Here is a 23,994-nt window from a genome sequence, read left to right as displayed (position 1 = left end):
ATATAATGGTGGTAGGGGATATAATTCAGAAAATTATATATTTTCGAAGATTCTAAAAAGAAAGAGGGCTTACAAAGAGAGGGGTAGCATAAAAATGAATAGCTTACTAATTATTAATTGGCTGGCTGCCATTGCTGTTATTGCTTATGCGGGATATTTGTTTGTATATCTTATACGAACGAGGATGGCCTACATACAATTAGGAAAAAAGATAGAATTTGACCGTCGTTTTAAAGAGCGTTGGGATCTTCTTAAGGTCAATGTTTTCGGTCAGAAAAAGCTGCTGAAAGATAAAAAGAGCGGTATCATTCACGTTATGTTCTTTTACGGATTTATTCTTGTCCAATTTGGAGCAATCGACTTCGTTTGGAAAGGACTCGCACCAGGATCACATCTTCCACTTGGACCACTATACCCTGCATTTACATTCTTCCAGGAAATTGTCACACTCGTTATTTTAATTGCAGTCTTTTGGGCTTTTCATAGACGTTATGTTGAAAAGCTTGTTCGTTTAAAACGTAATTTCAAATCAGGCCTTGTCCTTATTTTTATCGGTGGTTTAATGCTTTCGGTGCTACTTGGTAACGGGATGGGAATTATATGGCACGGCGAGGAATTTTCATGGAGTGAACCAATCGCTTCTGTAATCGCTTACGTTTTCTCAGGAGTAAATGAAACCGTAGCCATTTCAGTATTTTATTTCTCTTGGTGGGTGCATTTACTAATTTTGTTAACGTTTTTAGTTTATGTACCGCAATCAAAACATGCGCATTTAATTGCTGGACCAGTCAACGTATTTTTTGGACGTCTTTCAAATCCAGGGAAACTTGAAAAAATCGATTTTGAAGATGAAACACAAGAAACGTTCGGTGTTGGTAAAATTGAAGACTTTAGACAAAATCAGCTCGTTGATTTATATGCTTGTGTAGAGTGTGGCCGTTGTACAAATATGTGTCCGGCAACAGGAACAGGAAAAATGTTATCACCGATGGATTTAATTTTAAAACTTCGTGATCATTTAACTGATAAAGGGGCAGCGGTAACATCAAGGGCACCGTGGGTTCCAGTTGTTGCTTTTAATAATACACAAGGCAATCAGTTGGCGATGATGGCAGCTGGAAAAGGACAACAGGAATCAGCGGCTACAGCGTTAGCTTACGATCCAAGTTTAATCGGAGACGTTATTACAGAAGAAGAGATTTGGGCATGTACAACGTGCCGTAACTGTGAGGACCAGTGCCCAGTTATGAATGAGCATGTTGACAAGATTATTGACTTACGCCGCTATCTCGTTTTAACAGAAGGAAAAATGGATGCAGAAGCGCAACGTGCAATGACAAACATTGAACGTCAAGGAAATCCATGGGGTCTAAATCGTAAAGAGCGTGAAACATGGCGCCAAGGTGATGATGAGGTAACCGTTCCAACTGTGAAGGAGAAATCAAAAGCTGGTGAGGAATTCGAATATTTATTCTGGGTTGGTTCGATGGGATCATATGATAATCGCAGTCAGAAAATTGCGATATCGTTTGCGAAGTTAATGAACGAGGCAGGCATCTCATTCGCGATTCTTGGTAATAAAGAAAAGAACTCTGGAGATACACCACGCCGCCTCGGAAATGAATTCGTATTCCAAGAGATGGCGACAAAAAATATTGAAGAATTTGAAAAAGCAGGAGTGAAGAAAATCGTTACGATTGATCCTCATGCTTATAACACCTTTAAAAATGAGTATCCGGACTTTGGCTTGCAAGCAGAAGTCTATCATCATACAGAATTGTTAGCTCAGTGGGTGAAAGAAGGGCGCTTAAAACCAGTTCACCCTATCGAAGAAACAGTTACGTACCATGATTCCTGTTACTTAGGAAGATACAACGAAGTATACGAAGCACCGCGTGATATTTTAAAAGCAATTCCAGGCGTGAACCTTGTGGAAATGGCACGTAATCGTGAAACGGGAATGTGCTGTGGTGCAGGTGGAGGCCTAATGTGGATGGAAGAAACGACAGGCTCTCGTATTAACGTTGCTCGTACAGAACAAGCGCTAGCTGCTAAACCATCAATTATCGGTACAGGATGTCCGTATTGCTTAACGATGATTAGTGATGGTACGAAAGCAAAAGAAGTGGAAGAACAAGTTCAAACTCTCGATGTAACAGAGATTTTAGAACGCTCTGTTATCGGGCAGAAGAAAGAAGCAATGTAGTTTGTAGGAATGCATACAACTTTAGAGAGAGGTGCAATAATTGCACCTCTTCTCAACGTAAGAATACCGAACGAGCGCTCAGCGCTAACAAATGAAATGGGGGAAATGGAAATGAGTAAAACAGTTATTTTAAGTGCTGCAAGAACACCGGTTGGAAAATTCGGAGGAACTTTAAAAGACGTAAAAGCAACAGAACTTGGAGGAATCGCAATTAAGGCAGCGCTTGAAAGAGCAGATGTTGCCGCTAGTGATGTTGAAGAAGTTATATTCGGGACAGTTATCCAAGGAGGGCAAGGGCAAATTCCATCACGCCAAGCAGCGAGAGCAGCTGGAATCCCTTGGGAAGTGCAGACGGAAACAGTGAATAAAGTTTGTGCATCAGGGCTTCGCGCAGTTACTTTAGCAGATCAAATTATTCGTACTGGTGACCAATCGCTTATTGTAGCTGGTGGAATGGAATCGATGAGCAACAGTCCTTACATTTTACGAGGAGCAAGATGGGGATACAGAATGGGTCACAACGAAGTTATCGATTTAAACGTTGCGGATGGTTTAACATGCGCATTTTCAGGTGTACACATGGGTGTTTATGGCGGAGAAGTTGCAAAAGAAGACGGAATCTCTCGCGAAGCACAAGATGAATGGGCATATCGTAGCCATCAACGTGCGGTGTCAGCACATAAGGAAGGTCGTTTTGAAGAGGAGATTGTACCAGTAACAATTCCGCAAAGAAAAGGCGATCCTATCGTCGTTGCTAAGGATGAAGCGCCACGTGAAGATACAACGATTGAAAAATTAGCGAAATTAAAACCAGTATTTGATAAGGCAGCAACAGTAACAGCTGGTAATGCTCCAGGATTGAATGATGGCGGTGCTGCACTTGTATTAATGAGCGAGGAAAGAGCGAAGCAAGAAGGAAGAAAGCCATTAGCGACAATTTTAGCGCATACGGCAATCGCGGTAGAATCGAAGGATTTTCCAAGAACGCCGGGTTATGCAATTAACGAATTGCTGAAAAAAACAGGCAAGACAATTGAAGAAATTGATTTATTTGAGATTAACGAAGCATTTGCGGCAGTAGCAATTGCGAGTACAGAAATTGCTGGGATTGACCCAGAGAAATTGAATGTAAATGGCGGCGCAGTAGCGATGGGACATCCAATTGGCGCGAGCGGAGCACGTATTATCGTTACTCTTATTCATGCTTTAAAACAACGCGGCGGCGGCATTGGAATCGCTTCGATTTGCAGTGGTGGCGGTCAAGGTGACGCAATTATGATTGAAGTTCATTAATCAAACGGTGCTGTAAGAGAACGGGTTCTTTAGTAATTAATATTTCGTTTTATTAAAAAGGAGGAAGAAAGAATGGGCGTACAAAAAATAGTTGTAATTGGTGCAGGACAAATGGGCTCAGGTATTGCACAAGTGTGTGCAATGGCAGGCTATGACGTGAAAGTACAAGATTTAAAGCAAGAGCAGTTAGACCGAGGATTGGCTGTCATTACGAAAAATTTAGCTCGTCAAGTAGAAAAGGGTCGCATGAAAGAAGAAGAGAAAGAAGCTACATTAAATCGTCTTACATGGACACTCGATTTAAATAGTGTCAAAGAAGCTGATCTTGTTATTGAAGCAGCTGTTGAAAAAATGGATATTAAAAAGAAAATTTTTGCGAATCTAGATGAGATTGCTCCAGAACACGCAATTTTAGCGACGAACACGTCATCTCTACCAATTACGGAAATTGCAGCGGTAACGAAACGTCCTGAGAAAGTAATCGGCATGCACTTCATGAATCCAGTTCCAGTTATGAAGCTCGTTGAAATTATTCGCGGTTTAGCAACAGATGATGCGGTATATGAAACGATTGAGGATATTACGAAAAAGATTGGGAAAGTTCCAGTTGAAGTAAATGATTTCCCAGGGTTTGTATCTAACCGTATTTTATTACCGATGATTAACGAAGCGATTTATACGTTATATGAAGGAGTAGCGACGAAAGAAGCGATTGATGAAGTAATGAAACTTGGTATGAATCATCCGATGGGACCTCTTACATTAGCTGATTTTATTGGTTTAGATACGTGTTTATACATTATGGAAGTGTTGCATGAAGGATTAGGAGATAGTAAGTATCGCCCATGTCCATTATTACGTAAGTATGTAAATGCAGGATGGTTAGGACGTAAAACGGGTCGCGGCTTCTACGTTTACGAGTAAATCCCTCCTTATTAATAAAGTAGTGGTCTTACCAAATAGTTAAAAAGATATATAGCAAATGGGGGCGAAGTACATGAATTTTCATTTTACTGAAGAGCAACAAATGATGAGGAAAATGGTTCGAGATTTTGCGCAGAAGGAAATAGCTCCCTTTGTTCCTAGTATGGAACAAGGGGTGTTCCCCAAAGAGATTTTGCAAAAGATGGGTGAACTTGGATTAATGGGAATTCCAGCGCCTTCAAAATACGGTGGCGCAGAAATGGATTTTATTTCTTATATTTTAGCGATTGAAGAAATCTCAAAGGTAAGCGCAACAGTTGGTGTAATTTTAGCTGTACATACATCAGTTGGAATGAACCCGATTTTATATTTTGGAACAGAAGAGCAGAAGCAGAAATATGTTTCTAAGCTTGCGACTGGTGAATATTTAGGTGCCTTCGCCTTAACAGAGCCAAATGCAGGATCAGATGCAGGGAGTTTGAAATCACGCGCTGTAAAGAAAGGCGATCACTATATCATTAATGGATCGAAAGTATTTATTACAAATGGCGGTGAAGCAAGTACATACATCGTCTTCGCCTCTACAAATCCAGATGCAGGGAAAAGTGGTATTTCTGCATTTATTGTAGAGAAAGATACACCAGGCTTAATCATCGGAAAAGATGAGCATAAGATGGGGCTTCTTGGTTCTCGTACAGTGCAACTTACGTTCGAAGATATGAAAGTGCCGGCTGAGAATTTACTTGGTGAAGAAGGGCAAGGATTTAAGGTGGCAATGGCGAACTTAGATGTTGGACGAATTGGAATCGGAGCACAGGCGTTAGGGATTGCGGAAGCAGCGCTTAAATGTGCGGTTGATTATGCAAAAGAGCGTGAGCAATTTGGAAAGCCAATCGCGGCGCAACAAGGAATCGGCTTCAAACTTGCAGATATGGCAACAAGTGTAGAAGCAGCGCGACTACTCGTATATAGAGCGGCATCGCTTAGAGCGCAAGGGTTACCATGCGGTAAAGAAGCATCTATTGCGAAGTTATTCGCTTCTAAGACAGCAGTTGAAGTTGCGATTGAAGCAGTGCAAGTATTTGGTGGTTACGGTTATACGAAAGATTATCCAGTGGAACGATTTTTCCGCGATGCAAAGATTACGCAAATATACGAAGGAACGAGTGAAATACAAAAGCTTGTAATTAGTCGAGCTTTATAAAAAGGGTAAGGGGGAGACTGGAATGCATTTTAAATTATCAGAAGAACATGAAATGATAAGAAAAATGGTTCGGGATTTTGCGAGAAATGAAGTAGCGCCGACAGCAGCTAAGCGTGATGAGGAAGAGAGATTTGATCGAGCTTTATTCGACCAAATGGCAGAGCTTGGTTTAACAGGTATTCCATGGCCTGAAGAGTATGGCGGGATTGGAAGCGATTACTTGGCGTATGTAATTGCCGTTGAAGAATTATCCCGCGTCTGTGCTTCTACAGGCGTAACGTTATCTGCGCATACTTCACTTGCTGGATGGCCGATTTTTAAATTTGGAACAGAAGAGCAGAAACAAAAGTTTTTACGCCCAATGGCTGAAGGAAAGAAAATTGGTGCATATGGTTTAACGGAGCCGGGCTCTGGATCAGATGCTGGCGGAATGAAGACGACTGCAAAACGAGATGGAGACCATTACATTTTAAATGGTTCGAAAATCTTTATTACAAATGGCGGCATTGCTGATATTTATGTTGTTTTTGCATTAACAGATCCTGAGTCAAAGCAGCGCGGCACGAGTGCATTTATTGTGGAGAGTGATACGCCAGGATTTTCGGTTGGGAAGAAGGAAAGTAAGTTAGGAATTCGCTCTTCGCCAACGACTGAAATTATGTTTGAAGACTGCCGTATTCCTGTAGAGAATTTACTAGGAGAAGAGGGCCAAGGATTTAAAGTTGCGATGCAAACGTTAGATGGCGGCCGTAATGGTATTGCGGCGCAAGCGGTCGGCATTGCACAAGGAGCTTTAGATGCTTCCGTAGAATATGCAAGAGAACGTCATCAGTTTGGGAAGCCCATTGCTGCGCAACAAGGGATTGGCTTTAAACTTGCAGATATGGCAACGGATGTAGAGGCAGCACGTCTTTTAACATATCAAGCGGCTTGGCTTGAATCTGAAGGACTTCCGTACGGGAAAGAATCAGCGATGTCAAAAGTATTCGCAGGTGATACAGCGATGAAGGTAACGACTGAAGCAGTACAAGTATTTGGTGGTTATGGCTATACGAAAGATTATCCAGTAGAGCGTTATATGCGCGATGCAAAGATTACACAAATATACGAGGGAACACAAGAGATTCAAAGGCTTGTAATTTCTCGTATGTTAACGAAATAGGAACAAAAGCGTAGGTATTTTCCTACGCTTTTTCCTTCCAAAAATAATAGAGAGAGGTGAAGGGGATGGTTAAACATAATGTACATGCGTCAGTGAAAGATGAAAAATTAGTTGCGTTAAGGCGTGAACAAATGATTAAAGGTGCAGTGCAACTTTTTAAGCAAAAAGGATTCCCGCGTACAACAACGAGAGAAATTGCGAAAGCGGCTGGATTTAGTATTGGAACACTTTATGAATACATTCGCACAAAAGATGATGTATTATATTTAGTTTGTGATAGTATTTATGAACATGTAAAAGAACGTTTAGAGGAAGTAGTGTGTACAGAGAAGGGGAGTATAGAAAGTTTAAAGATAGCGATAACGAATTACTTTAAAGTGATGGACGAATTGCAAGAAGAAGTATTAATCATGTATCAAGAAGTACGTTTTTTACCGAAAGAATCACTCCCATATGTATTAGAGAAAGAGTTTCAAATGGTAGGGATGTTTGAGAATATTTTAGAACAATGTACGGAAAATGGAACGTTCATATTAAATAAAAAAGAAATACAGCTTCTTGCACATAATATTTTCATACAAGGACAGATGTGGGGATTTAGACGCTGGGCTTTACAAAAACTGTATACGCTCGAGGAATATACAGAAATGCAAATTAGGTATGTGTTGCAAGGGGCACATATGCTTCCGGAATAAGGAAGGGACAAATTATAATTTTATCACCATATAAAAGTTTCACGTTTTTTTTGTAGCATATTTGTGCGACTTTTGTTTATAATGAATAGTATGGATTTTTTTAGGCAGACCGTTATATATAAGGTTATATTTGATGAAAGGAAGTGCCGCATAAGTGGATTTTAAGCAATATTCACCAGAAGAGCTAAAAGAATGTTCCATGATTGAAGTTGTACATAGTGTTTTAGGGGATAAAAGACAAGCAACGACATTCAACGAGTTGGTTCAAGAAATCGCTCAAGTGCTGGGACTATCTCAAGAGCAAGTTAATGCGAAACTCGCACAATTTTATACAGATTTAAACATCGATGGACGTTTCATTAATTTAGGAGAAAATCGTTGGGGGCTACGCAGCTGGTACCCATATGAGCAAATTGATGAAGAAATCTTGCCTCAGCCAAAACCGAAGAAGAAACGTAAAGTTGAAGAGGACGGTTTTGACGACTACATCGAAGAAGATGAAGATGAATTCGACGATGCAGACGGAAATGAAGAAGATGAAGATGATGTAGAAGATTTGGACAAGGTTCTTGAAGACGAAGACGCAGATGATGAAGATGATGATCTTGATGATTTAGAAGAAGATGAAGATGAATTCGCTGAAGAAGAACTTGAGTACGATGAAACTGAAGAAGAAGAAGAGGAAGAATTGTAGTTCTTGACTTTTCATTATCGTCCATGTAGAATCATTTTTGGGCTCTTTAAAAAAGGACGATAATACTTTTTAAGTGTAAATATAAAAGAAAATTGCTCCCTACTTATTACTTTATGTGATGAGGGGAGCAATTTTCTTTTTTGTTTTTTGTTTAGAAAATAAAAAGAGTCTAACAATAAGATAGATACAGTGTTATCTACATACGTTGCGCTTTGCAACGGTGATTATATAACAACAAGGTAGAAGGGAGTATTTTCATGACTAAGTATATTTTTGTAACAGGCGGTGTAGTATCGTCTTTAGGAAAAGGTATTACAGCAGCATCTCTTGGAAGACTTTTAAAAAATCGTGGTTTAAACGTAACTATTCAAAAGTTTGATCCATACATTAACGTAGACCCTGGGACTATGAGCCCATACCAACACGGTGAGGTATTCGTAACAGATGATGGTGCAGAAACGGACTTAGACCTTGGTCACTATGAGCGTTTTATCGACATCAACTTAAACAAATACAGCAACGTAACAACAGGTAAAATTTACTCTTCAGTTCTTCAAAAAGAGCGTCGTGGTGAATATTTAGGAGGAACAGTTCAAGTTATTCCTCACATTACTAACGAAATTAAAGAACGTGTATATCGTTCTGGTCGCGAAACAAACGCGGACGTTGTTATTACAGAAATCGGTGGAACTGTTGGTGATATCGAGTCTCTACCATTCCTAGAAGCAATCCGTCAAATTAAGAGCGACATCGGTCGTGACAACGTAATGTACATTCACTGTACGTTAATCCCGTACTTAAAAGCAGCGGGTGAAATGAAAACAAAACCAACGCAACATAGCGTTAAAGAGCTTCGCAGCTTAGGTATTCAACCAAATATTATCGTTGTTCGTACAGAGCTACCTGTTTCTCAAGATATGAAAGACAAGCTTGCATTATTCTGTGACATTGATACAAAAGCAGTTATCGAAGCACGCGATGCAGATACTTTATATGCGGTTCCATTATCTCTTCAAGAACAAAACATGGACCAAATCGTTTGCGATCACTTAAAATTAGACAATCCAGCTGCAGATATGACAGAGTGGACTGCGCTAGTTAATAAAGTACGCAACCTTTCTAAGAAAACAAAAATTGCTCTTGTTGGTAAATACGTAGAGCTTCAAGATGCATATATTTCTGTTGTAGAAGCACTTCGTCATGCGGGCTACTCATTCGACACAGATGTAGAAGTGAAATGGGTAAATGCTGAGCACGTAACAGCAGAAAACGTAAAAGAATTAGTTGGCGATACAGATGGTATCCTTGTACCAGGTGGCTTCGGCGATCGCGGTGTAGAAGGTAAAATCGTTGCAATTCAATATGCTCGTGAAAACAAGGTTCCATTCTTAGGAATTTGCTTAGGTATGCAACTTGCATCAATTGAATTTGCACGTAACGTATTAGGATTAGAAGGTGCTAACTCTTCTGAAATTAATCCTGACACACCTTATGCAATTATCGATTTATTACCGGAACAAAAAGATGTAGAAGACTTAGGTGGTACACTTCGTCTTGGTCTATACCCATGTAAGCTTGCTGAAGAAACAAATGCTTACAATGCTTACAATGAGCCGGTTGTATATGAGCGTCATCGTCATCGTTATGAGTTCAACAATCAATTCCGTCCGGATATGGAAAAATCAGGATTTGTATTCTCTGGTACAAGCCCAGACGGTCGTCTAGTTGAAATCATTGAGTTAAAAGACCACCCTTGGTTCGTGGCGGCACAGTTCCACCCAGAACTTGTATCTCGTCCAAACCGTCCACAACCATTGTTCCATGATTTCGTAAGAGCATCTATTACGAATAAAGAGAGCAAGTAATAAAAAAAGCGCCTGAAATAGGGCGCTTTTTTTAATATTCGTTTAACATTTCATCAATTGTAAACTTCAATCCGTGATAAGCAAATAAAGCTACAATTAAACTTGGGAATCCGTAGCGGTTACCTTCATCGTCTGGAATAAGACCTTTTAACAGTTTTGTATCAATATGTACATCTGTATATTGTTCCAGTGATTCCGTACCTTCTTGAATAGCAGAGATTCCAACGATAGATTGACCTTCTTCTTGAAGCTTTTTCGCGATTTTTACAATTTCTTCGTCAGTTGAAAAGCGGCTAATAAGAAGTACACGGTCCGCTGAAGTCACTGTTTCCAGCTCTCCGTTTTCTATTAAACGTTTTGCTTGTTTCATTGGTTCAGCACCGAACAACGCCTCTGAAATAATGCCTTCCATTTCGTTTGTACCATGCAAGTAAATAAAGCCATCGCCAACTAATGCTTGAGCGAGTAGACGGGCGCTATCTTCTAAGCTCATTTCTTCTTTTTGAGAAATTCTAGAGAAATATCCGCTTAATTGAGTTGAGAAAATTTTTAACATGTTGTTGCTCCTTTCTTTCGTGTTAGCCGGTTCCCATTATAGCTTATTTTTTTTAGAAAGGGGAAATCGTAGGGTGGCATAACAAAATAGGAGACGGTAAAATAAGAAAGAATAGGAAGGAATTTGGCAAAGAATAGCGAAAATAAATCGATAAGATATAAGAAGCTTTAAATCTTGTATTTACACAGAAAGGTTGGGAGTTATGGAAGGGAAAATTTTAATCGTTGATGATCAATATGGCATTCGTGTGTTATTACATGAAGTGTTCCAAAAAGAAGGTTATCAGACGTTCCAAGCAGCGAATGGATTTCAAGCTTTAGATATCGTGAAAAAGGATAATCCAGATTTAGTAGTGTTAGATATGAAAATTCCAGGTATGGATGGTATAGAGATTTTAAAGCATGTAAAAGAAATTGATGAGAGTATTAAAGTAATTTTAATGACTGCTTATGGAGAGCTTGATATGATCCAAGAAGCAAAAGATTTAGGAGCTTTAATGCACTTCGCTAAACCATTTGATATTGATGAAATTCGTCAAGCGGTGAGAAATCAGCTCGCTGTAGAGGCTTAAAAATGAATTTTTTATAAAAAATATGGAAAAAAGCGTTTACATGGACTATTGAGCAGGTGAATACAGTTGAGTTTTTGAGTACAAGTTGTTATCCTATTGAGTGTAGAAAAAAGTCCGGTATGTAGATATACATATTTTACCTTATTCTGGTCATACTACCAGCGATAAGAACTTATCGGATACAAAAAACGTTTTTTAGGAGGATTCACCATGCCTTTAGTTTCTATGAAAGAAATGCTAAACAAAGCACTAGAAGGAAAATACGCAGTTGGTCAATTCAACATGAACAACTTAGAGTGGACTCAAGCTATCTTAGCTGCTGCGGAAGAAGAAAAATCTCCTGTAATCCTAGGTGTATCTGAGGGTGCAGCTCGTCATATGACTGGTTTCAAAACAGTTGTAGCTATGGTTAAAGCTTTAATCGAAGAAATGAACATCACTGTTCCTGTAGCGATTCACCTTGACCACGGTTCAAGCTTCGAAAAATGTAAAGAAGCAATCGATGCAGGTTTCACATCTGTAATGATCGACGCTTCTCACCACCCATTCGAAGAAAACGTTGAAACTACTAAAAAAGTAGTAGAATACGCACACGCTCGTAACGTATCTGTTGAAGCTGAGCTTGGAACAGTTGGCGGACAAGAAGACGACGTAATCGCTGAAGGCGTAATTTACGCTGATCCTGCAGAGTGTAAGCACCTTGTTGAAGCAACAGGTATCGATTGCCTAGCTCCAGCTTTAGGTTCTGTACATGGTCCTTACAAAGGTGAGCCTAACTTAGGATTCGCTGAAATGGAACAAGTTCGTGACTTCACTGGCGTACCTTTAGTATTACACGGTGGTACTGGTATCCCAACTGCTGATATCGTAAAAGCTATTTCTTTAGGTACTTCAAAAATCAACGTAAACACTGAGAACCAAATTGAGTTTACAAAAGCTGTTCGTGAAGTATTAAACAAAGACCAAGAAGTTTATGATCCTCGTAAATTTATTGGACCTGGCCGCGACGCTATCAAAGCAACTGTTGCTGGTAAAATGCGTGAGTTCGGTTCTAACGGTAAAGCGTAAGAATAAAATTCCGTTTTGGAAACCGTCTAGTCTTTTAGACGGTTTCCTTTCGTTGTATAATGAAAGCGTGAACAAGTCTAAAGATTTTATAAAGTGAATTTTTAGTCTGTAAATATAGAAAATAATGTGCATAGTCCTATTAATAAATGTGATAAGTATCTGAATTGATGAATTTGATTCGATGAATAGTTAATCTTCACCTATTTGTACTACAGGGGAGCTACAGGTGATGGTTTTCTACTTATTGAGTTTTAGGGTGGAAAGAGTGATTGAGATTCTTAAGGGGAATCTTCTACTTATTCTTATAAAGAAGTAGAAGGTAAATACATTCACAAGAAGGGAGCTCAATATGGAAAAATTGCTAATTGAAGGCGGAAGAGCTTTAAATGGAACAATTCGTGTGAGTGGTGCAAAGAACAGTGCTGTTGCACTAATTCCAGCGACGATTTTAGCGGATACTCCAGTAACTATTGGTGGCGTTCCTAATATTTCGGATGTGAAAATGTTAGGAGACTTACTCGAGGAAATTGGAGGGAAAGTAACATATGGGCAGGAGGAAGAGATGGTAGTAGATCCTTCTAACATGGTTGCGATGCCTTTACCAAATGGAAAAGTGAAAAAATTGCGCGCCTCGTATTACTTAATGGGGGCAATGCTTGGCCGTTTTAAAAAAGCTGTTATTGGGCTTCCTGGTGGATGTCATTTAGGGCCGAGACCGATTGATCAGCATATTAAAGGTTTTGAAGCATTAGGTGCACATGTTACCAATGAACAAGGTGCCATTTATTTAAGAGCAGATGAACTACGTGGAGCGCGTATTTATTTAGATGTTGTTAGTGTAGGAGCGACGATTAATATTATGCTAGCGGCTGTACGAGCGAAAGGTAGAACTGTTATTGAAAATGCTGCGAAGGAACCAGAGATTATTGATGTAGCTACATTGTTAACAAGTATGGGCGCGCGCATTAAAGGCGCTGGTACAGATGTAATCCGAATTGATGGTGTAGATTCTTTACACGGTTGTCACCATACTATCATTCCAGATCGTATTGAAGCTGGTACGTATATGGTTTTAGGGGCAGCGTCAGGAGGAGAAGTAACAGTTGATAATGTTATTCCTCAGCATTTAGAATCAGTTACTGCGAAGCTAAGAGAAGCTGGTGTTCAAGTTGAAACGAATGATGACCAAATTACAGTGAACGGCAATAGAAGGTTAAAAGTAGTTGATGTAAAAACGCTAGTATATCCAGGGTTTCCAACAGATTTACAACAGCCGTTTACAACGCTTTTAACAAAAGCGCATGGAACAGGAGTTGTAACTGATACAATTTACGGCGCACGTTTCAAGCATATTGATGAACTGCGCCGTATGAACGCGCAAATTAAAGTAGAAGGCCGTTCGGCAATTGTGACTGGACCTGTTTTATTACAAGGTGCGAAGGTGAAAGCGAGTGACTTACGAGCTGGAGCATCCCTTGTTATTGCTGGTTTAATGGCAGATGGCATTACAGAAGTAACGGGACTTGAGCATATTGATCGAGGGTACGAAAATATAGTAGACAAGCTTAAAGGGCTTGGTGCAAACATTTGGCGAGAACAAATGACAAAGCAAGAAATTGAAGAAATGAAGAACGCTTAAAGTGATACTTCCGTTAATGGGGAGCGAAGAATCACTATTGGCGGAAGTATCACTTTATAGAAAAACACGGTTCACAAAATACGGCAGAAATATACAGACTTAAAGGAGAGGGATTATCGTGGAAAGAAGTTTATCTATGGAGTTAGTACGTGTAACAGAGGCTGCAGCATTATCATCAGCGCGTTGGATGGGACGCGGAAAAAAAGATGAAGCAGATGGTGCAGCGACATCAGCTATGCGTGATGTATTTGATACAGTTCCGATGAAAGGTACAGTTGTAATTGGCGAAGGTGAAATGGATGAAGCACCAATGCTATATATCGGAGAGAAATTAGGTACAGGGTATGGACCACGCGTAGACGTTGCGGTTGATCCTTTAGAAGGGACAAACATCGTAGCAGCGGGCGGATGGAATGCACTTGCTGTTATTGCAATTGCAGATCACGGTAATTTGTTACATGCTCCTGACATGTACATGGATAAAATCGCGGTTGGCCCAGAAGCAGTTGGGGCGGTTGATATCGACGCACCTATTATCGACAACTTACGTGCCGTTGCGAAAGCGAAAAATAAAGATATTGAAGATGTTGTAGCAACGGTTTTAAACCGTCCACGTCATCAAGCAATTATCGAAGAAATTCGTAAAGCTGGTGCTCGTATTAAATTAATCAACGATGGAGATGTAGCTGGAGCGATCAATACAGCATTTGACCGTACAGGTGTAGATATTCTATTCGGTTCTGGTGGAGCACCTGAAGGTGTATTAGCTGCAGTTGCATTAAAATGCTTAGGTGGAGAAATTCATGGAAAGCTCTTACCACAAAACGAAGCTGAATTAGCGCGTTGTAAAAAAATGGGCATTGGCGATATAAATCGCATCCTTCGTATGGAAGACTTAGTAAAAGGCGACGATGCAATCTTTGCAGCAACAGGTGTAACAGACGGAGAACTATTACGCGGCGTTCAATTTAAAGGTAGCGTCGGAACAACACAATCCCTTGTTATGCGTGCAAAATCAGGCACAGTACGCTTCGTAGACGGACGCCATAGCTTAAATAAAAAACCGAACCTGGTTATTAAATAAAAAGCGTAAGCAGCTCGTTCAGAATGGGAGGGGGATGGAGCTTCTGACGTAGAGGTGCTTTTTGCCTCGTAGGAAGACGCGAAGCCACCGACCATTCTAGCTGCTGAAGCTGGATTAAATAAAGGCAGAAATGGCTTATCTATCCTTCCTTAAAATAAGATGAGTAGAAAAAAGAAAGAAATATAAAAAGCGAAGACAAATTTTCTTGTCTTCGCTTCTTGTATTTGTGTTTCAACGTATTGATTAAAACTAGATAAAAGGGTTACAATAGTGAATATTACCTACTTGAACTTATTGCCTTTCATTATTATTTATTTGCCCTCCGTATTTTTTCCCTTTACCCATGTGAAAAGAGAATAACGTTAAAGTGTGGTGTCTGAATGAATTTGTCAATTGCAGCATTAGAAAACATGAAATTAAAAGAGTTATACGAGCTTGCGAAAGAATTTAAGATTTCGTATTATAGCAAGTTAACGAAAAAAGAGCTAATCTTCGCTATCTTAAAAGCTCGAGCAGAAAAAGAAGGTTTCTTTTTCATGGAAGGCGTATTAGAAATTATTCAATCAGAAGGATTTGGATTTTTACGTCCTATCAACTATTCTCCAAGCTCAGAAGATATTTATATCTCAGCTTCGCAAATTCGTCGTTTCGATTTACGTAATGGAGATAAGGTTTCTGGTAAAGTACGACCTCCGAAAGAAAATGAACGCTATTTTGGATTATTACAAGTTGAAGCTGTAAACGGAGATGATCCAGAATCAGCAAAAGAGCGTGTACATTTCCCTGCATTAACACCGTTATACCCAGATCGCCAAATGAAATTGGAAACGGAAACGAAAAAGTTACCGACACGCATCATGGATTTAATCGCACCAGTTGGATTTGGACAACGTGGTTTAATTGTCGCGCCTCCAAAGGCTGGTAAAACAAGTCTGTTAAAAGAAATTGCACATAGTGTTACAACAAACCATCCGGAAGCAGAATTAATTGTACTTTTAATTGATGAGCGTCCAGAGGAAGTAACAGATATTGAACGTTCTGTTAAAGGTGATGTTGTAAGCTCTACTTTTGATGAAGTACCAGAAAATCATATTAAAGTAGCTGAGCTTGTATTAGAGCGTGCAATGCGTCTTGTAGAGCATAAAAAAGACGTTGTCATTTTAATGGATAGTATTACCCGTTTAGCGCGTGCTTACAACCTTGTTATTCCGCCAAGTGGTAGAACTCTATCAGGTGGTATTGATCCAGCTGCTTTTCATAGACCGAAGCGTTTCTTCGGAGCGGCACGTAATATTGAAGAGGGCGGTAGCTTAACGATTTTAGCAACAGCGCTTGTTGATACAGGATCTCGTATGGATGATGTAATTTATGAGGAGTTTAAAGGAACTGGAAATATGGAACTTCACTTAGATCGCTCATTAGCTGAGCGTCGTATCTTCCCGGCGATTGATATTCGTCGCTCTGGTACGCGTAAAGAAGACCTATTAATTCCGAAAGAACATTTAGACAAGCTGTGGGGTATTCGTAAAACAATGCGTGATACACCAGACTTTGTTGAAAGTTTCTTACGTAAACTTCGTCAAACAAAGACAAATGAAGAATTTTTACAAAACATTGTTGCAGACTCAAAAAGATATGTAACAACTAAGTAAAGGGAAAAGATTGGGACTCGCTTATGTCGTAGTAAGCGAGTTTTTTATGTTTTTAAGGGAATATTAGAGAGAGTAATATATGGAAATAATTTCGGTTTTTGAGATGAAACTCATATTTGGGGTGAGAGAACCTTAGCTAGTCAGAGCTGAACGAGCCACCTCCGCTTTAATTTTAAAAAGACAAAAACAGGTAGTTGCAAAATGGAGTTAGCCTTGTTATAATTTCATCATATGTGTTTCATCAATATAGTTGTGTAAGCAGCTGAAGATGAAAAACTCTGTTTCGAAAATGATTCAGGGCGGAAGGAGATGAAAAGAATGAAAGCAGGAATCCATCCAAATTACAATAAAGTTGTATTTATGGACACGAACACAGGCTTCAAATTCTTAAGCGGGTCTACTAAAGGCTCTAGCGAAACTGTTGAGTGGGAAGATGGTAACACTTATCCATTACTAAAAATTGAGATCAGTTCTGATTCTCACCCATTCTACACTGGACGTCAGAAGTTTGCTACTGCAGACGGACGTGTTGACCGCTTCAATAAGAAATACGGTATTAAGTAATAAAGAACATAAAACAGGCAAGTGTATGTATTCGCTTGTCTGTTTTTTTTGCGAAAATATTAAACCTTTACCCTACTTTGGATTAGGAAAGTAGATGAAAGGAGAGCTCAATGTACTTAATGAATCAAAATGGTTGGATTGAAGTGATTTGCGGGAGTATGTTTTCTGGAAAATCAGAAGAGCTCATCCGCCGTGTGCGCCGTACACAATTTGCGAAACAACATGCAATTGTATTTAAACCATGTATTGATAATCGTTATAGTGAAGAAGATGTTGTATCACATAATGGATTAAAGGTTAAAGCAGTTCCTGTTTCAGCTTCAAAAGATATATTTAATCATGTAACAGAAGAAATGGATGTTATTGCAATCGATGAGGTGCAATTTTTTGATGGGGACATTGTGGAAGTGGTGCAAATATTGGCAAATCGTGGCTATCGTGTCATTGTAGCCGGATTAGACCAAGATTTCCGTGGTCTACCATTTGGACAAGTTCCTCAGCTGATGGCGATTGCTGAACATGTAACTAAATTGCAGGCAGTTTGTTCTGAATGCGGATCTCCAGCAAGTCGTACGCAACGTTTAATTGATGGAGAACCAGCGGCATTTGATGATCCGATCATTTTAGTTGGGGCTTCAGAATCGTATGAACCACGTTGTCGTCATTGTCATGCAGTACCTACAAAACAAAGATAAATGAAACTCGCTATGTAGAGCGGGTTTTTTTCGAAAATAGATGAAGATTGGTGGCTAGCTCTTCGCATCTAAGAACCTTCCGCCCGAAAGGTAAAAAGCACCTTTAGGGCGAAAGAACCTTAGCTGGTCAGAGCTGAATAAGCCACCTGCACTTTTAAATATATTATCTAGCTCCAGCGGCTAGAATCTCCGGTCATTTCGCTCTCTCGCTCGAAGCAAAAAGCGCTTCAAGGTCGAGAGCTCCAATGCCCTGCGATTCTGAGTGAGCCGCCTGCACTTTTAAATATTATCTAGCTCCAGCGGCTAGAATGGTCAGTGGTTTCACTTCTTCCTACGAGGCAAAGAGCGCCTCTCTGTCAGAAGCTCCAACCTCCTCCCATTCTGAGCAAGCCGCTTGCGCTTTTAAATATAATTTGCGTTTTTTTGATTAAGTACCATATACTATTTGTATTAGATACTAGGATGTAGAGGTGAATGGTGTGTTAGATCGTTTGCAAGCTGTAGAAGATCGTTATGAGAAGTTAAATGAATTGTTAAGTGACCCAGAGGTTATTAGCGATACAAATAAGCTTCGTGAGTATTCAAAGGAACAATCTGATATGCAGGAAACGGTAGAGGTGTACCGTGAGTATAAAGATGTTCGTGAGCAATTAAGAGATGCAAAAGCAATGTTAGAAGATAAGTTAGACGCTGATATGCGTGACATGGTAAAAGAAGAGGTTTCTGAATTAGAAGGACAAGAGAAAACATTATCAGAACGTCTGAAAATTTTACTTGTTCCAAAAGACCCTAATGATGATAAAAACGTTATCGTTGAGGTTCGAGGTGCTGCTGGTGGTGACGAGGCAGCTTTATTTGCTGGTGATTTATATCGTATGTATAGCCGTTATGCTGAGGTGCAAGGTTGGAAAACTGAAATTATCGAAGCGAGCTATACAGAGTTAGGTGGATATAAAGAGATTATCTTTATGATTAACGGTAAAGGTGCTTTCGCGAAGCTGAAATTCGAGAATGGTGCTCACCGTGTACAACGTGTTCCTGAAACGGAATCTGGTGGGCGTATTCATACGTCTACAGCAACGGTAGCTGTGTTACCAGAGGCGGAAGAAGTAGAAATTAATATTCATGAAAAAGATGTTCGTGTTGATACGTTCGCTTCTAGTGGTCCTGGTGGACAAAGCGTTAATACAACGATGTCAGCGGTACGCTTAACGCATTTACCAACTGGTGTAGTTGTATCTTGTCAGGATGAGAAATCACAAATTAAGAATAAAGAAAAAGCGATGAAAGTATTACGCGCACGTGTTTATGATAAGTTTAGACAAGAAGCGCAAGCTGAGTATGATCAAAACCGTAAACAAGCTGTTGGTACGGGAGATCGTTCAGAGCGTATTCGTACGTATAACTTCCCGCAAAACCGTGTTACAGACCATCGAATCGGTTTAACGATTCAAAAGCTAGATCAAATCCTACAAGGTAAGTTAGATGATTTCATCAATGCCTTAGTGATGGAAGATCAGGCGCAAAAGATGGAGGCAGCTGAGTAATGCGTGTCTATGAAGCCCTGAAATGGGCTTCTTCTTTTTTACAGGAAAATGGACGAGATGAAAATGCGGGAGAAATTGTCCTTTGTCATGTATTAAAGACGAACAGAACAGGATTGCTCATGAATATGCGTGAAGAAATAACTGCGGAACAAGAGACAAGTTTTGCGAAATTTATCCACAAGCATGTAGAAGGTATTCCAATTCAATATATGATCGGTTATGAAATGTTTTATGGTAGATCATTCTTTGTAAATGAAGAGGTATTGATACCAAGACCAGAAACAGAGGAACTTATAGTTGGAGTGCTAGAGAGAATTGAGCGTCATTTTGGTAATGAGGAGCTTCACGTAGCAGATATCGGAACAGGTAGTGGAGCGATTTCTATTACGCTCGCTTTAGAAAATAAAAATCTTCATGTGTATACGGTAGATATTGCACAGGAGTCGATTGAAGTTGCAAAAGAAAATGCAAAAACTTTAGGAGCAGAAGTAACTTTCTATCACGGTGATTTACTATCGCCATTTTATGAAACAGATCAGAAGTTAGATGTCGTTGTTTCTAATCCTCCTTACATACCAGAGGAAGATTGGCGTGGCCTTTCTACTGTTGTGAAGGACCATGAGCCGAAGCGTGCACTTGTTGGCGGCGAAGATGGACTGGATTTCTATCGTCGTTTTATGGAGGAATTGCCGAACGTATTACAGAAAAAAGCGATTGTGGCATTTGAAATTGGTGTAGGACAAGGTGAAGATGTAAAGATGTTATTACAGCAAACTTTCCCACACGCTCAGGTTGAAGTTGTATTTGATATCAATGGAAAAGATCGCATGGTATTTGCAGAAATAGAGTAAGGCATAAGCCTTACTCTATTTTTTGTATAAAAAGTTCGGAACTACTCAGCCATACATTTCATTCAGAAGTTTGGTAAGAAGTATTATTCCAGCGAAAATACGCCCCTTATTACCTATAGAAAGTTATTTTCATTTTTCAGCATATAGATTGCTGCCATGAAGATAAAAATGGACCCACACCTTGCTTACTACCTTTCTTTGTTTTAAAACTTTACGCGTGTGGCAGGAAAAGGCCCTGACCGCTCCTATACATAGCCAGTCCTTCTCGAACATTTAAAAAAATGCTTTTCTGTCGGTTTTTCATAGAGTGGCCGAGTAGTTACAAAAATTCATATAGATTTTGAATTTAATAGTTTAGAAAGATGAAAGTCTGTCCACACTGTTTCTAGAGGGGACGGTGGAGGAAATGAAAAAACAAGTTATTGCTTATTTTCTTTTATTACTAATTGGTGCACAGTTACTTGTGCAGTTTGGATATATGAAAGCTGATGCAAAAGGGCCTGCTGTTATTCCGAAAGAGGCCGTTCGATTACGTATTTTAGCTAATAGTGATTCAGAGAAAGATCAGGCGTTAAAACGTAAAGTACGTGATGAAGTAAAAGCGCAAATTGATGGATGGGTAGCGGATTTAACGTCATTTGAAGAGGCTCGAAAAGTAATTCAAAGCCATATTCCAGAAATTGAAAAGACAGTGGCGAATACGCTGAAAAGGGAAGGAAGTAAAGAGGCGTTTCAAGTGAAATTCGATAAGAATGTGAAGTTTCCCACAAAGGTATATGGGAATTTTATTTATCCAGCAGGAGAATATGAAGCGGTGCTTATTACAATTGGAAAAGGTGAAGGTGCAAACTGGTGGTGTGTGCTATTTCCTCCAATGTGTTTCTTAGATTTTTCGAGTGGTACGGCTGTAAGGAAAGAAGAACATGTTGTGAAAGCTGAATCTCCTGAAGAGAAGCAGGTGAAACAACCGGAAGAGGATGAAGCGGAAGCAGAAGCTCCAAAGAAAAAAGAGGCTGAAATAAAAGAAACGAAAGTAGTAAAACAAGAGGTAACGAAAAAAGTAACAGCCCAAGAAAAGAAAGTTGTAAAAAATGAAACGCAAGTAGAAGAACAGCCTGTAAGTAAAGAAGAAACAAAAACTGTGGAAAAAGTGGAGAAAAAACAAGAAAAACAAAATGAGTATGTAAAAGTAGAAGAGGAAGAAGAAAAACCAAAGGTGAAATTATTTATTGTAGAAGCTTTCACATCTTTATTCTCTAAATAATAATATTTCTAAATCCCTTCGCATATATAAATATGAGGAGGGATGTATTATGAAGAAGGTGTATTTTGCTACAAAAGCAGATGTGGAAAGCTTGCATTCTTTTTTCGGACAAGCTAATAAAAAAGATGATAAAATAAATGAGTTGTACGCACAATTTATGATTTTAGAAGAGGCGGGAGAAATACGAGCTGTAATTGGGTATGAACAAAGCGAGGGAAATGTGCTTATTCGTTCTTGTTTATTCACACCTAATGTGGATAAACAGACTTTCCTATATTTTTTTGAAATGTTTTTGCAGTATATGAAAGAAAAAAATATTCGACAATTGTACTTACTCACAAATCATCCACAATCTGTGACGATCTTTCAGTTTTTTGACTTTGTCACTATAGAGAAAGAGAAAGTACCAGAGGGGATTCGACAGTTAGAACACTTTTGTAAAAATATAAAAGAGCCGAATGCAATAATACTAAATTGTCAGCTATTCACAAAGTTATCCACGGATTAATTAGGTTTATCCACATTTTGTGGATAAACCTTGTTTGTCTTTTGGATAAATCTCATAGTAAACTAAAAATAGACAAGTATTTCATGGTAGAAAAGGACGTGGAAAAAAATGCATACAAATATGTGGGTTGTGGATAATGTTGTGGAAAGAAAAAAATATTATCCACAATTAAAAGAAGCAGCGAGATTATTAAAAGAAAATGAAGCGGTGGCCTTCCCGACAGAAACAGTATATGGGTTAGGGGCGAACGCAATGGACGATGAAGCGATAGCGAAAATTTTTGAAGCAAAAGGGAGACCGAGTGATAATCCACTGATTGTCCACATAGGCACAAAATCGCAGTTAGATGGCATTGTAAGAGAAATTCCGCCGGTTGCAGAAACATTAATGGAACATTTCTGGCCAGGACCATTAACAATCATTTTACCTAGAAAAGAAGGGATTTCAGAGAAGGTTACGGCAGGGCTGAATACAGTCGGAGTAAGGATGCCTGATCATCCAGTAGCACTTGCTCTAATTGAAGAGGCAAATGTACCTGTTGCAGCACCGAGTGCGAATCGTTCAGGACGTCCAAGCCCAACGTTAGCTTCTCACGTGTATGAAGATTTAAATGGGAAAATTGCTGGTATCGTTGATGGCGGGGCAACAGGAGTAGGCGTCGAATCAACTGTAATTGATTGTACGAGCACAGTTCCGACAATTTTACGTCCAGGTGGAATTACGAAGGAACAATTGGAAGCGGTGATAGGTACTGTTTCTTTGGACCCAGCCTTAAAGGATGAAAAAGAAAAGCCAAAATCACCTGGAATGAAATATACACATTATGCACCGAAAGCACCACTTAGTATTGTTGAGGGATCACGTAAGTTTATTCAACGCCTTGTGGATGAGAAAAAGAAAGAAGGACTTAAAGTAGGTGTATTAACGACGGAAGAGTATCAGCATGTGTATAGTGCAGATGTTGTATTATCTTGTGGTATGCGAAGTGATTTAGCTAGCGTTGCGACTAAATTATATGATGTGCTTAGAACGTTTGATGCAAGTGAAGTGGATGTTATTTTTAGTGAGTCATTCCCTAATGAAGGAATTGGAAATGCAATTATGAATCGGTTAACAAAAGCGGCAGGGCATCATATTATCACTGAATGATAATGTGCCTTTACCAAACAGAATATTTCTCCTTGGATAAGCATATTGTGAAGTAGCACGTCCGAGGAGGGACATGAATGACGCTTGAACAGCTAATACCTTTAATAATTATGGCGTTCGCCTTAGGGATGGATGCATTTTCGGTGAGCCTCGGTATGGGGATGGTGACATTAAAGTTAAGACAAATCCTTTATATCGGTATGACGATAGGGATATTTCATATTATCATGCCATTTATCGGAATGATATTAGGACGTTTTCTATCAGAGAGGTATGGGGATGTTGCGAATTTTGCAGGAGCCATTTTATTAATTGGACTAGGATTTTATATTGTATATTCGTCTATTTTAGAAGGTGAAGAGAATAGAACTGCCCCAATTGGAATTAGTTTATTTGTATTTGCATTTGGTGTCAGTATAGATAGTTTTTCGGTAGGCCTTAGTCTTGGAATTTACGGAGCGCAGACGATTATTACCATATTACTTTTTGGATTTATTAGCATGTTGTTAGCGTGGATTGGTTTATTAATCGGTAGACATGCGAAAGGTATGCTTGGTATATATGGTGAAATAGTAGGTGGTATTATTCTTGTTGGGTTTGGATTATATCTTCTTTTTCCTATATAATTTTCATATGAGGGTGGAAAATTATATAGGTTGCTAAAATGGTATGTCGTATGTATAACCCTTTTTCCAAGATGGTTACGTAGGCTTATCATTTGGGGCATTGTTTTGCAAATTGCGGTTTTAGGTTGGATTAAATTGATTCGTGAATGGTAAGATAATTCCTTTCTGTACACTTGA

Annotated in this window: 22 protein-coding genes; 21 read left to right on the top strand and 1 reads right to left on the bottom strand. The window is 39.3% G+C overall.

Features of this window, described 5'->3' with window-relative positions:
• Positions 1-94 precede the first annotated feature (94 nt).
• From MR109_RS07235 to pyrG, 8 genes are all read left to right on the top strand, one after another.
• The gene (locus tag MR109_RS07235; RefSeq protein ID WP_098305889.1) at positions 95-2,206 is read left to right on the top strand and encodes a (Fe-S)-binding protein; all 2,112 of its coding nucleotides are present in this window, start codon (positions 95-97) and stop codon (positions 2,204-2,206) included.
• 9 nt (positions 2,207-2,215) lie between these two features.
• A complete protein-coding gene (locus tag MR109_RS07230) occupies positions 2,216-3,499 on the top strand; it encodes an acetyl-CoA C-acetyltransferase (RefSeq protein ID WP_242271525.1) in 1,284 nt (427 codons plus the stop codon).
• A 72-nt stretch (positions 3,500-3,571) separates the two neighbouring features.
• Complete coding sequence (locus tag MR109_RS07225; RefSeq protein ID WP_002094337.1) at positions 3,572-4,423, top strand: 3-hydroxybutyryl-CoA dehydrogenase; 852 nt, start codon at positions 3,572-3,574, stop codon at positions 4,421-4,423.
• Positions 4,424-4,496: 73 nt separating this feature from the next.
• Positions 4,497-5,627 (top strand): acyl-CoA dehydrogenase, encoded by a 1,131-nt coding sequence (locus MR109_RS07220; RefSeq protein ID WP_048374876.1) that lies wholly within the window; start codon positions 4,497-4,499, stop codon positions 5,625-5,627.
• 22 nt (positions 5,628-5,649) lie between these two features.
• Entirely contained in the window at positions 5,650-6,789 is a 1,140-nt protein-coding gene (gene acdA, locus MR109_RS07215) for an acyl-CoA dehydrogenase AcdA (protein ID WP_242271524.1), read from the top strand.
• Between the two features lie 65 nt (positions 6,790-6,854).
• The gene (locus MR109_RS07210) at positions 6,855-7,484 is read left to right on the top strand and encodes a TetR/AcrR family transcriptional regulator (RefSeq protein WP_002174375.1); all 630 of its coding nucleotides are present in this window, start codon (positions 6,855-6,857) and stop codon (positions 7,482-7,484) included.
• A 154-nt stretch (positions 7,485-7,638) separates the two neighbouring features.
• The gene (gene rpoE / locus MR109_RS07205; RefSeq protein WP_242271523.1) at positions 7,639-8,178 is read left to right on the top strand and encodes a DNA-directed RNA polymerase subunit delta; all 540 of its coding nucleotides are present in this window, start codon (positions 7,639-7,641) and stop codon (positions 8,176-8,178) included.
• A gap of 257 nt (positions 8,179-8,435) precedes the next feature.
• Positions 8,436-10,043 carry a CTP synthase gene (gene pyrG / locus MR109_RS07200; protein ID WP_242271522.1) on the top strand — a complete coding sequence of 536 codons (1,608 nt, stop codon included), beginning with the start codon at positions 8,436-8,438 and terminating at the stop codon, positions 10,041-10,043.
• A 31-nt stretch (positions 10,044-10,074) separates the two neighbouring features.
• Here the strand turns inward: pyrG and MR109_RS07195 are convergent, their stop codons facing one another.
• Positions 10,075-10,599 carry a DUF2529 domain-containing protein gene (locus MR109_RS07195; RefSeq protein ID WP_025147039.1) on the bottom strand — a complete coding sequence of 175 codons (525 nt, stop codon included), beginning with the start codon at positions 10,597-10,599 and terminating at the stop codon, positions 10,075-10,077.
• Positions 10,600-10,801: 202 nt separating this feature from the next.
• On the opposite strand from MR109_RS07195, the gene spo0F reads away from it, so the two are divergent.
• The 13 genes from spo0F to MR109_RS07130 all read left to right on the top strand — a co-directional run bounded on the left by spo0F (position 10,802) and on the right by MR109_RS07130 (position 23,817).
• On the top strand, positions 10,802-11,170 hold the full coding sequence (gene spo0F / locus MR109_RS07190) for a sporulation initiation phosphotransferase Spo0F (protein WP_000398595.1): 369 nt from the start codon (positions 10,802-10,804) through the stop codon (positions 11,168-11,170).
• Positions 11,171-11,380: 210 nt separating this feature from the next.
• Positions 11,381-12,238, top strand: a complete 858-nt coding sequence (locus MR109_RS07185; protein ID WP_001131852.1) for a class II fructose-bisphosphate aldolase — start codon at positions 11,381-11,383, stop codon at positions 12,236-12,238.
• A gap of 349 nt (positions 12,239-12,587) precedes the next feature.
• Positions 12,588-13,877, top strand: a complete 1,290-nt coding sequence (murA, locus tag MR109_RS07180; RefSeq protein WP_002174370.1) for a UDP-N-acetylglucosamine 1-carboxyvinyltransferase — start codon at positions 12,588-12,590, stop codon at positions 13,875-13,877.
• Between the two features lie 118 nt (positions 13,878-13,995).
• Positions 13,996-14,961 (top strand): class II fructose-bisphosphatase, encoded by a 966-nt coding sequence (gene glpX, locus MR109_RS07175; RefSeq protein ID WP_242271521.1) that lies wholly within the window; start codon positions 13,996-13,998, stop codon positions 14,959-14,961.
• Positions 14,962-15,341: 380 nt separating this feature from the next.
• Positions 15,342-16,613: a transcription termination factor Rho gene (gene rho, locus MR109_RS07170; RefSeq protein ID WP_002174368.1), complete on the top strand. Its 1,272-nt coding sequence runs from the start codon at positions 15,342-15,344 to the stop codon at positions 16,611-16,613.
• A 318-nt stretch (positions 16,614-16,931) separates the two neighbouring features.
• Complete coding sequence (locus MR109_RS07165) at positions 16,932-17,177, top strand: type B 50S ribosomal protein L31 (RefSeq protein WP_000643447.1); 246 nt, start codon at positions 16,932-16,934, stop codon at positions 17,175-17,177.
• 110 nt (positions 17,178-17,287) lie between these two features.
• Entirely contained in the window at positions 17,288-17,872 is a 585-nt protein-coding gene (locus MR109_RS07160) for a thymidine kinase (RefSeq protein ID WP_002174367.1), read from the top strand.
• A 479-nt stretch (positions 17,873-18,351) separates the two neighbouring features.
• Positions 18,352-19,419, top strand: coding sequence for a peptide chain release factor 1 (gene prfA, locus MR109_RS07155; protein ID WP_002174366.1), 1,068 nt, complete (start codon positions 18,352-18,354; stop codon positions 19,417-19,419).
• The gene (gene prmC / locus MR109_RS07150; RefSeq protein WP_002174365.1) at positions 19,419-20,270 is read left to right on the top strand and encodes a peptide chain release factor N(5)-glutamine methyltransferase; all 852 of its coding nucleotides are present in this window, start codon (positions 19,419-19,421) and stop codon (positions 20,268-20,270) included. The genes prfA and prmC overlap by 1 nt, the downstream gene beginning before the upstream one ends.
• Positions 20,271-20,676: 406 nt before the next feature.
• Positions 20,677-21,534 carry a stage II sporulation protein R gene (gene spoIIR / locus MR109_RS07145; RefSeq protein WP_242271520.1) on the top strand — a complete coding sequence of 286 codons (858 nt, stop codon included), beginning with the start codon at positions 20,677-20,679 and terminating at the stop codon, positions 21,532-21,534.
• A 49-nt stretch (positions 21,535-21,583) separates the two neighbouring features.
• Positions 21,584-22,042: a GNAT family N-acetyltransferase gene (locus MR109_RS07140; protein WP_002174363.1), complete on the top strand. Its 459-nt coding sequence runs from the start codon at positions 21,584-21,586 to the stop codon at positions 22,040-22,042.
• 108 nt (positions 22,043-22,150) lie between these two features.
• A complete protein-coding gene (locus MR109_RS07135) occupies positions 22,151-23,191 on the top strand; it encodes an L-threonylcarbamoyladenylate synthase (protein ID WP_002174362.1) in 1,041 nt (346 codons plus the stop codon).
• A 77-nt stretch (positions 23,192-23,268) separates the two neighbouring features.
• The gene (locus tag MR109_RS07130; protein ID WP_002174361.1) at positions 23,269-23,817 is read left to right on the top strand and encodes a manganese efflux pump MntP; all 549 of its coding nucleotides are present in this window, start codon (positions 23,269-23,271) and stop codon (positions 23,815-23,817) included.
• Positions 23,818-23,994 lie beyond the last annotated feature (177 nt).

The sequence above is a fragment of the Bacillus cereus group sp. BfR-BA-01310 genome, from assembly GCF_022664325.1.
Taxonomy (GTDB): Bacteria; Bacillota; Bacilli; order Bacillales; family Bacillaceae_G; genus Bacillus_A; species Bacillus_A paramycoides.
Note: the sequence above shows the minus strand (reverse complement) of the source record. Positions and strands in the feature narration are given on the sequence as shown.

Coding starts and splice junctions, on each gene's coding strand:
- acdA (WP_242271524.1), top strand. CDS start 5,650: ATGCATTTTAAATTATCAGAAGAACATGAAATGATAAGAAAAATGGTT.
- MR109_RS07225 (WP_002094337.1), top strand. CDS start 3,572: ATGGGCGTACAAAAAATAGTTGTAATTGGTGCAGGACAAATGGGCTCA.
- MR109_RS07140 (WP_002174363.1), top strand. CDS start 21,584: ATGAAGAAGGTGTATTTTGCTACAAAAGCAGATGTGGAAAGCTTGCAT.
- MR109_RS07220 (WP_048374876.1), top strand. CDS start 4,497: ATGAATTTTCATTTTACTGAAGAGCAACAAATGATGAGGAAAATGGTT.
- MR109_RS07185 (WP_001131852.1), top strand. CDS start 11,381: ATGCCTTTAGTTTCTATGAAAGAAATGCTAAACAAAGCACTAGAAGGA.
- spoIIR (WP_242271520.1), top strand. CDS start 20,677: ATGAAAAAACAAGTTATTGCTTATTTTCTTTTATTACTAATTGGTGCA.
- prmC (WP_002174365.1), top strand. CDS start 19,419: ATGCGTGTCTATGAAGCCCTGAAATGGGCTTCTTCTTTTTTACAGGAA.
- murA (WP_002174370.1), top strand. CDS start 12,588: ATGGAAAAATTGCTAATTGAAGGCGGAAGAGCTTTAAATGGAACAATT.
- pyrG (WP_242271522.1), top strand. CDS start 8,436: ATGACTAAGTATATTTTTGTAACAGGCGGTGTAGTATCGTCTTTAGGA.
- MR109_RS07230 (WP_242271525.1), top strand. CDS start 2,216: ATGCATACAACTTTAGAGAGAGGTGCAATAATTGCACCTCTTCTCAAC.
- MR109_RS07130 (WP_002174361.1), top strand. CDS start 23,269: ATGACGCTTGAACAGCTAATACCTTTAATAATTATGGCGTTCGCCTTA.
- MR109_RS07195 (WP_025147039.1), bottom strand. CDS start 10,599: ATGTTAAAAATTTTCTCAACTCAATTAAGCGGATATTTCTCTAGAATT.
- MR109_RS07165 (WP_000643447.1), top strand. CDS start 16,932: ATGAAAGCAGGAATCCATCCAAATTACAATAAAGTTGTATTTATGGAC.
- MR109_RS07160 (WP_002174367.1), top strand. CDS start 17,288: ATGTACTTAATGAATCAAAATGGTTGGATTGAAGTGATTTGCGGGAGT.
- MR109_RS07210 (WP_002174375.1), top strand. CDS start 6,855: ATGGTTAAACATAATGTACATGCGTCAGTGAAAGATGAAAAATTAGTT.
- MR109_RS07235 (WP_098305889.1), top strand. CDS start 95: ATGAATAGCTTACTAATTATTAATTGGCTGGCTGCCATTGCTGTTATT.
- rho (WP_002174368.1), top strand. CDS start 15,342: ATGAATTTGTCAATTGCAGCATTAGAAAACATGAAATTAAAAGAGTTA.
- MR109_RS07135 (WP_002174362.1), top strand. CDS start 22,151: ATGCATACAAATATGTGGGTTGTGGATAATGTTGTGGAAAGAAAAAAA.
- spo0F (WP_000398595.1), top strand. CDS start 10,802: ATGGAAGGGAAAATTTTAATCGTTGATGATCAATATGGCATTCGTGTG.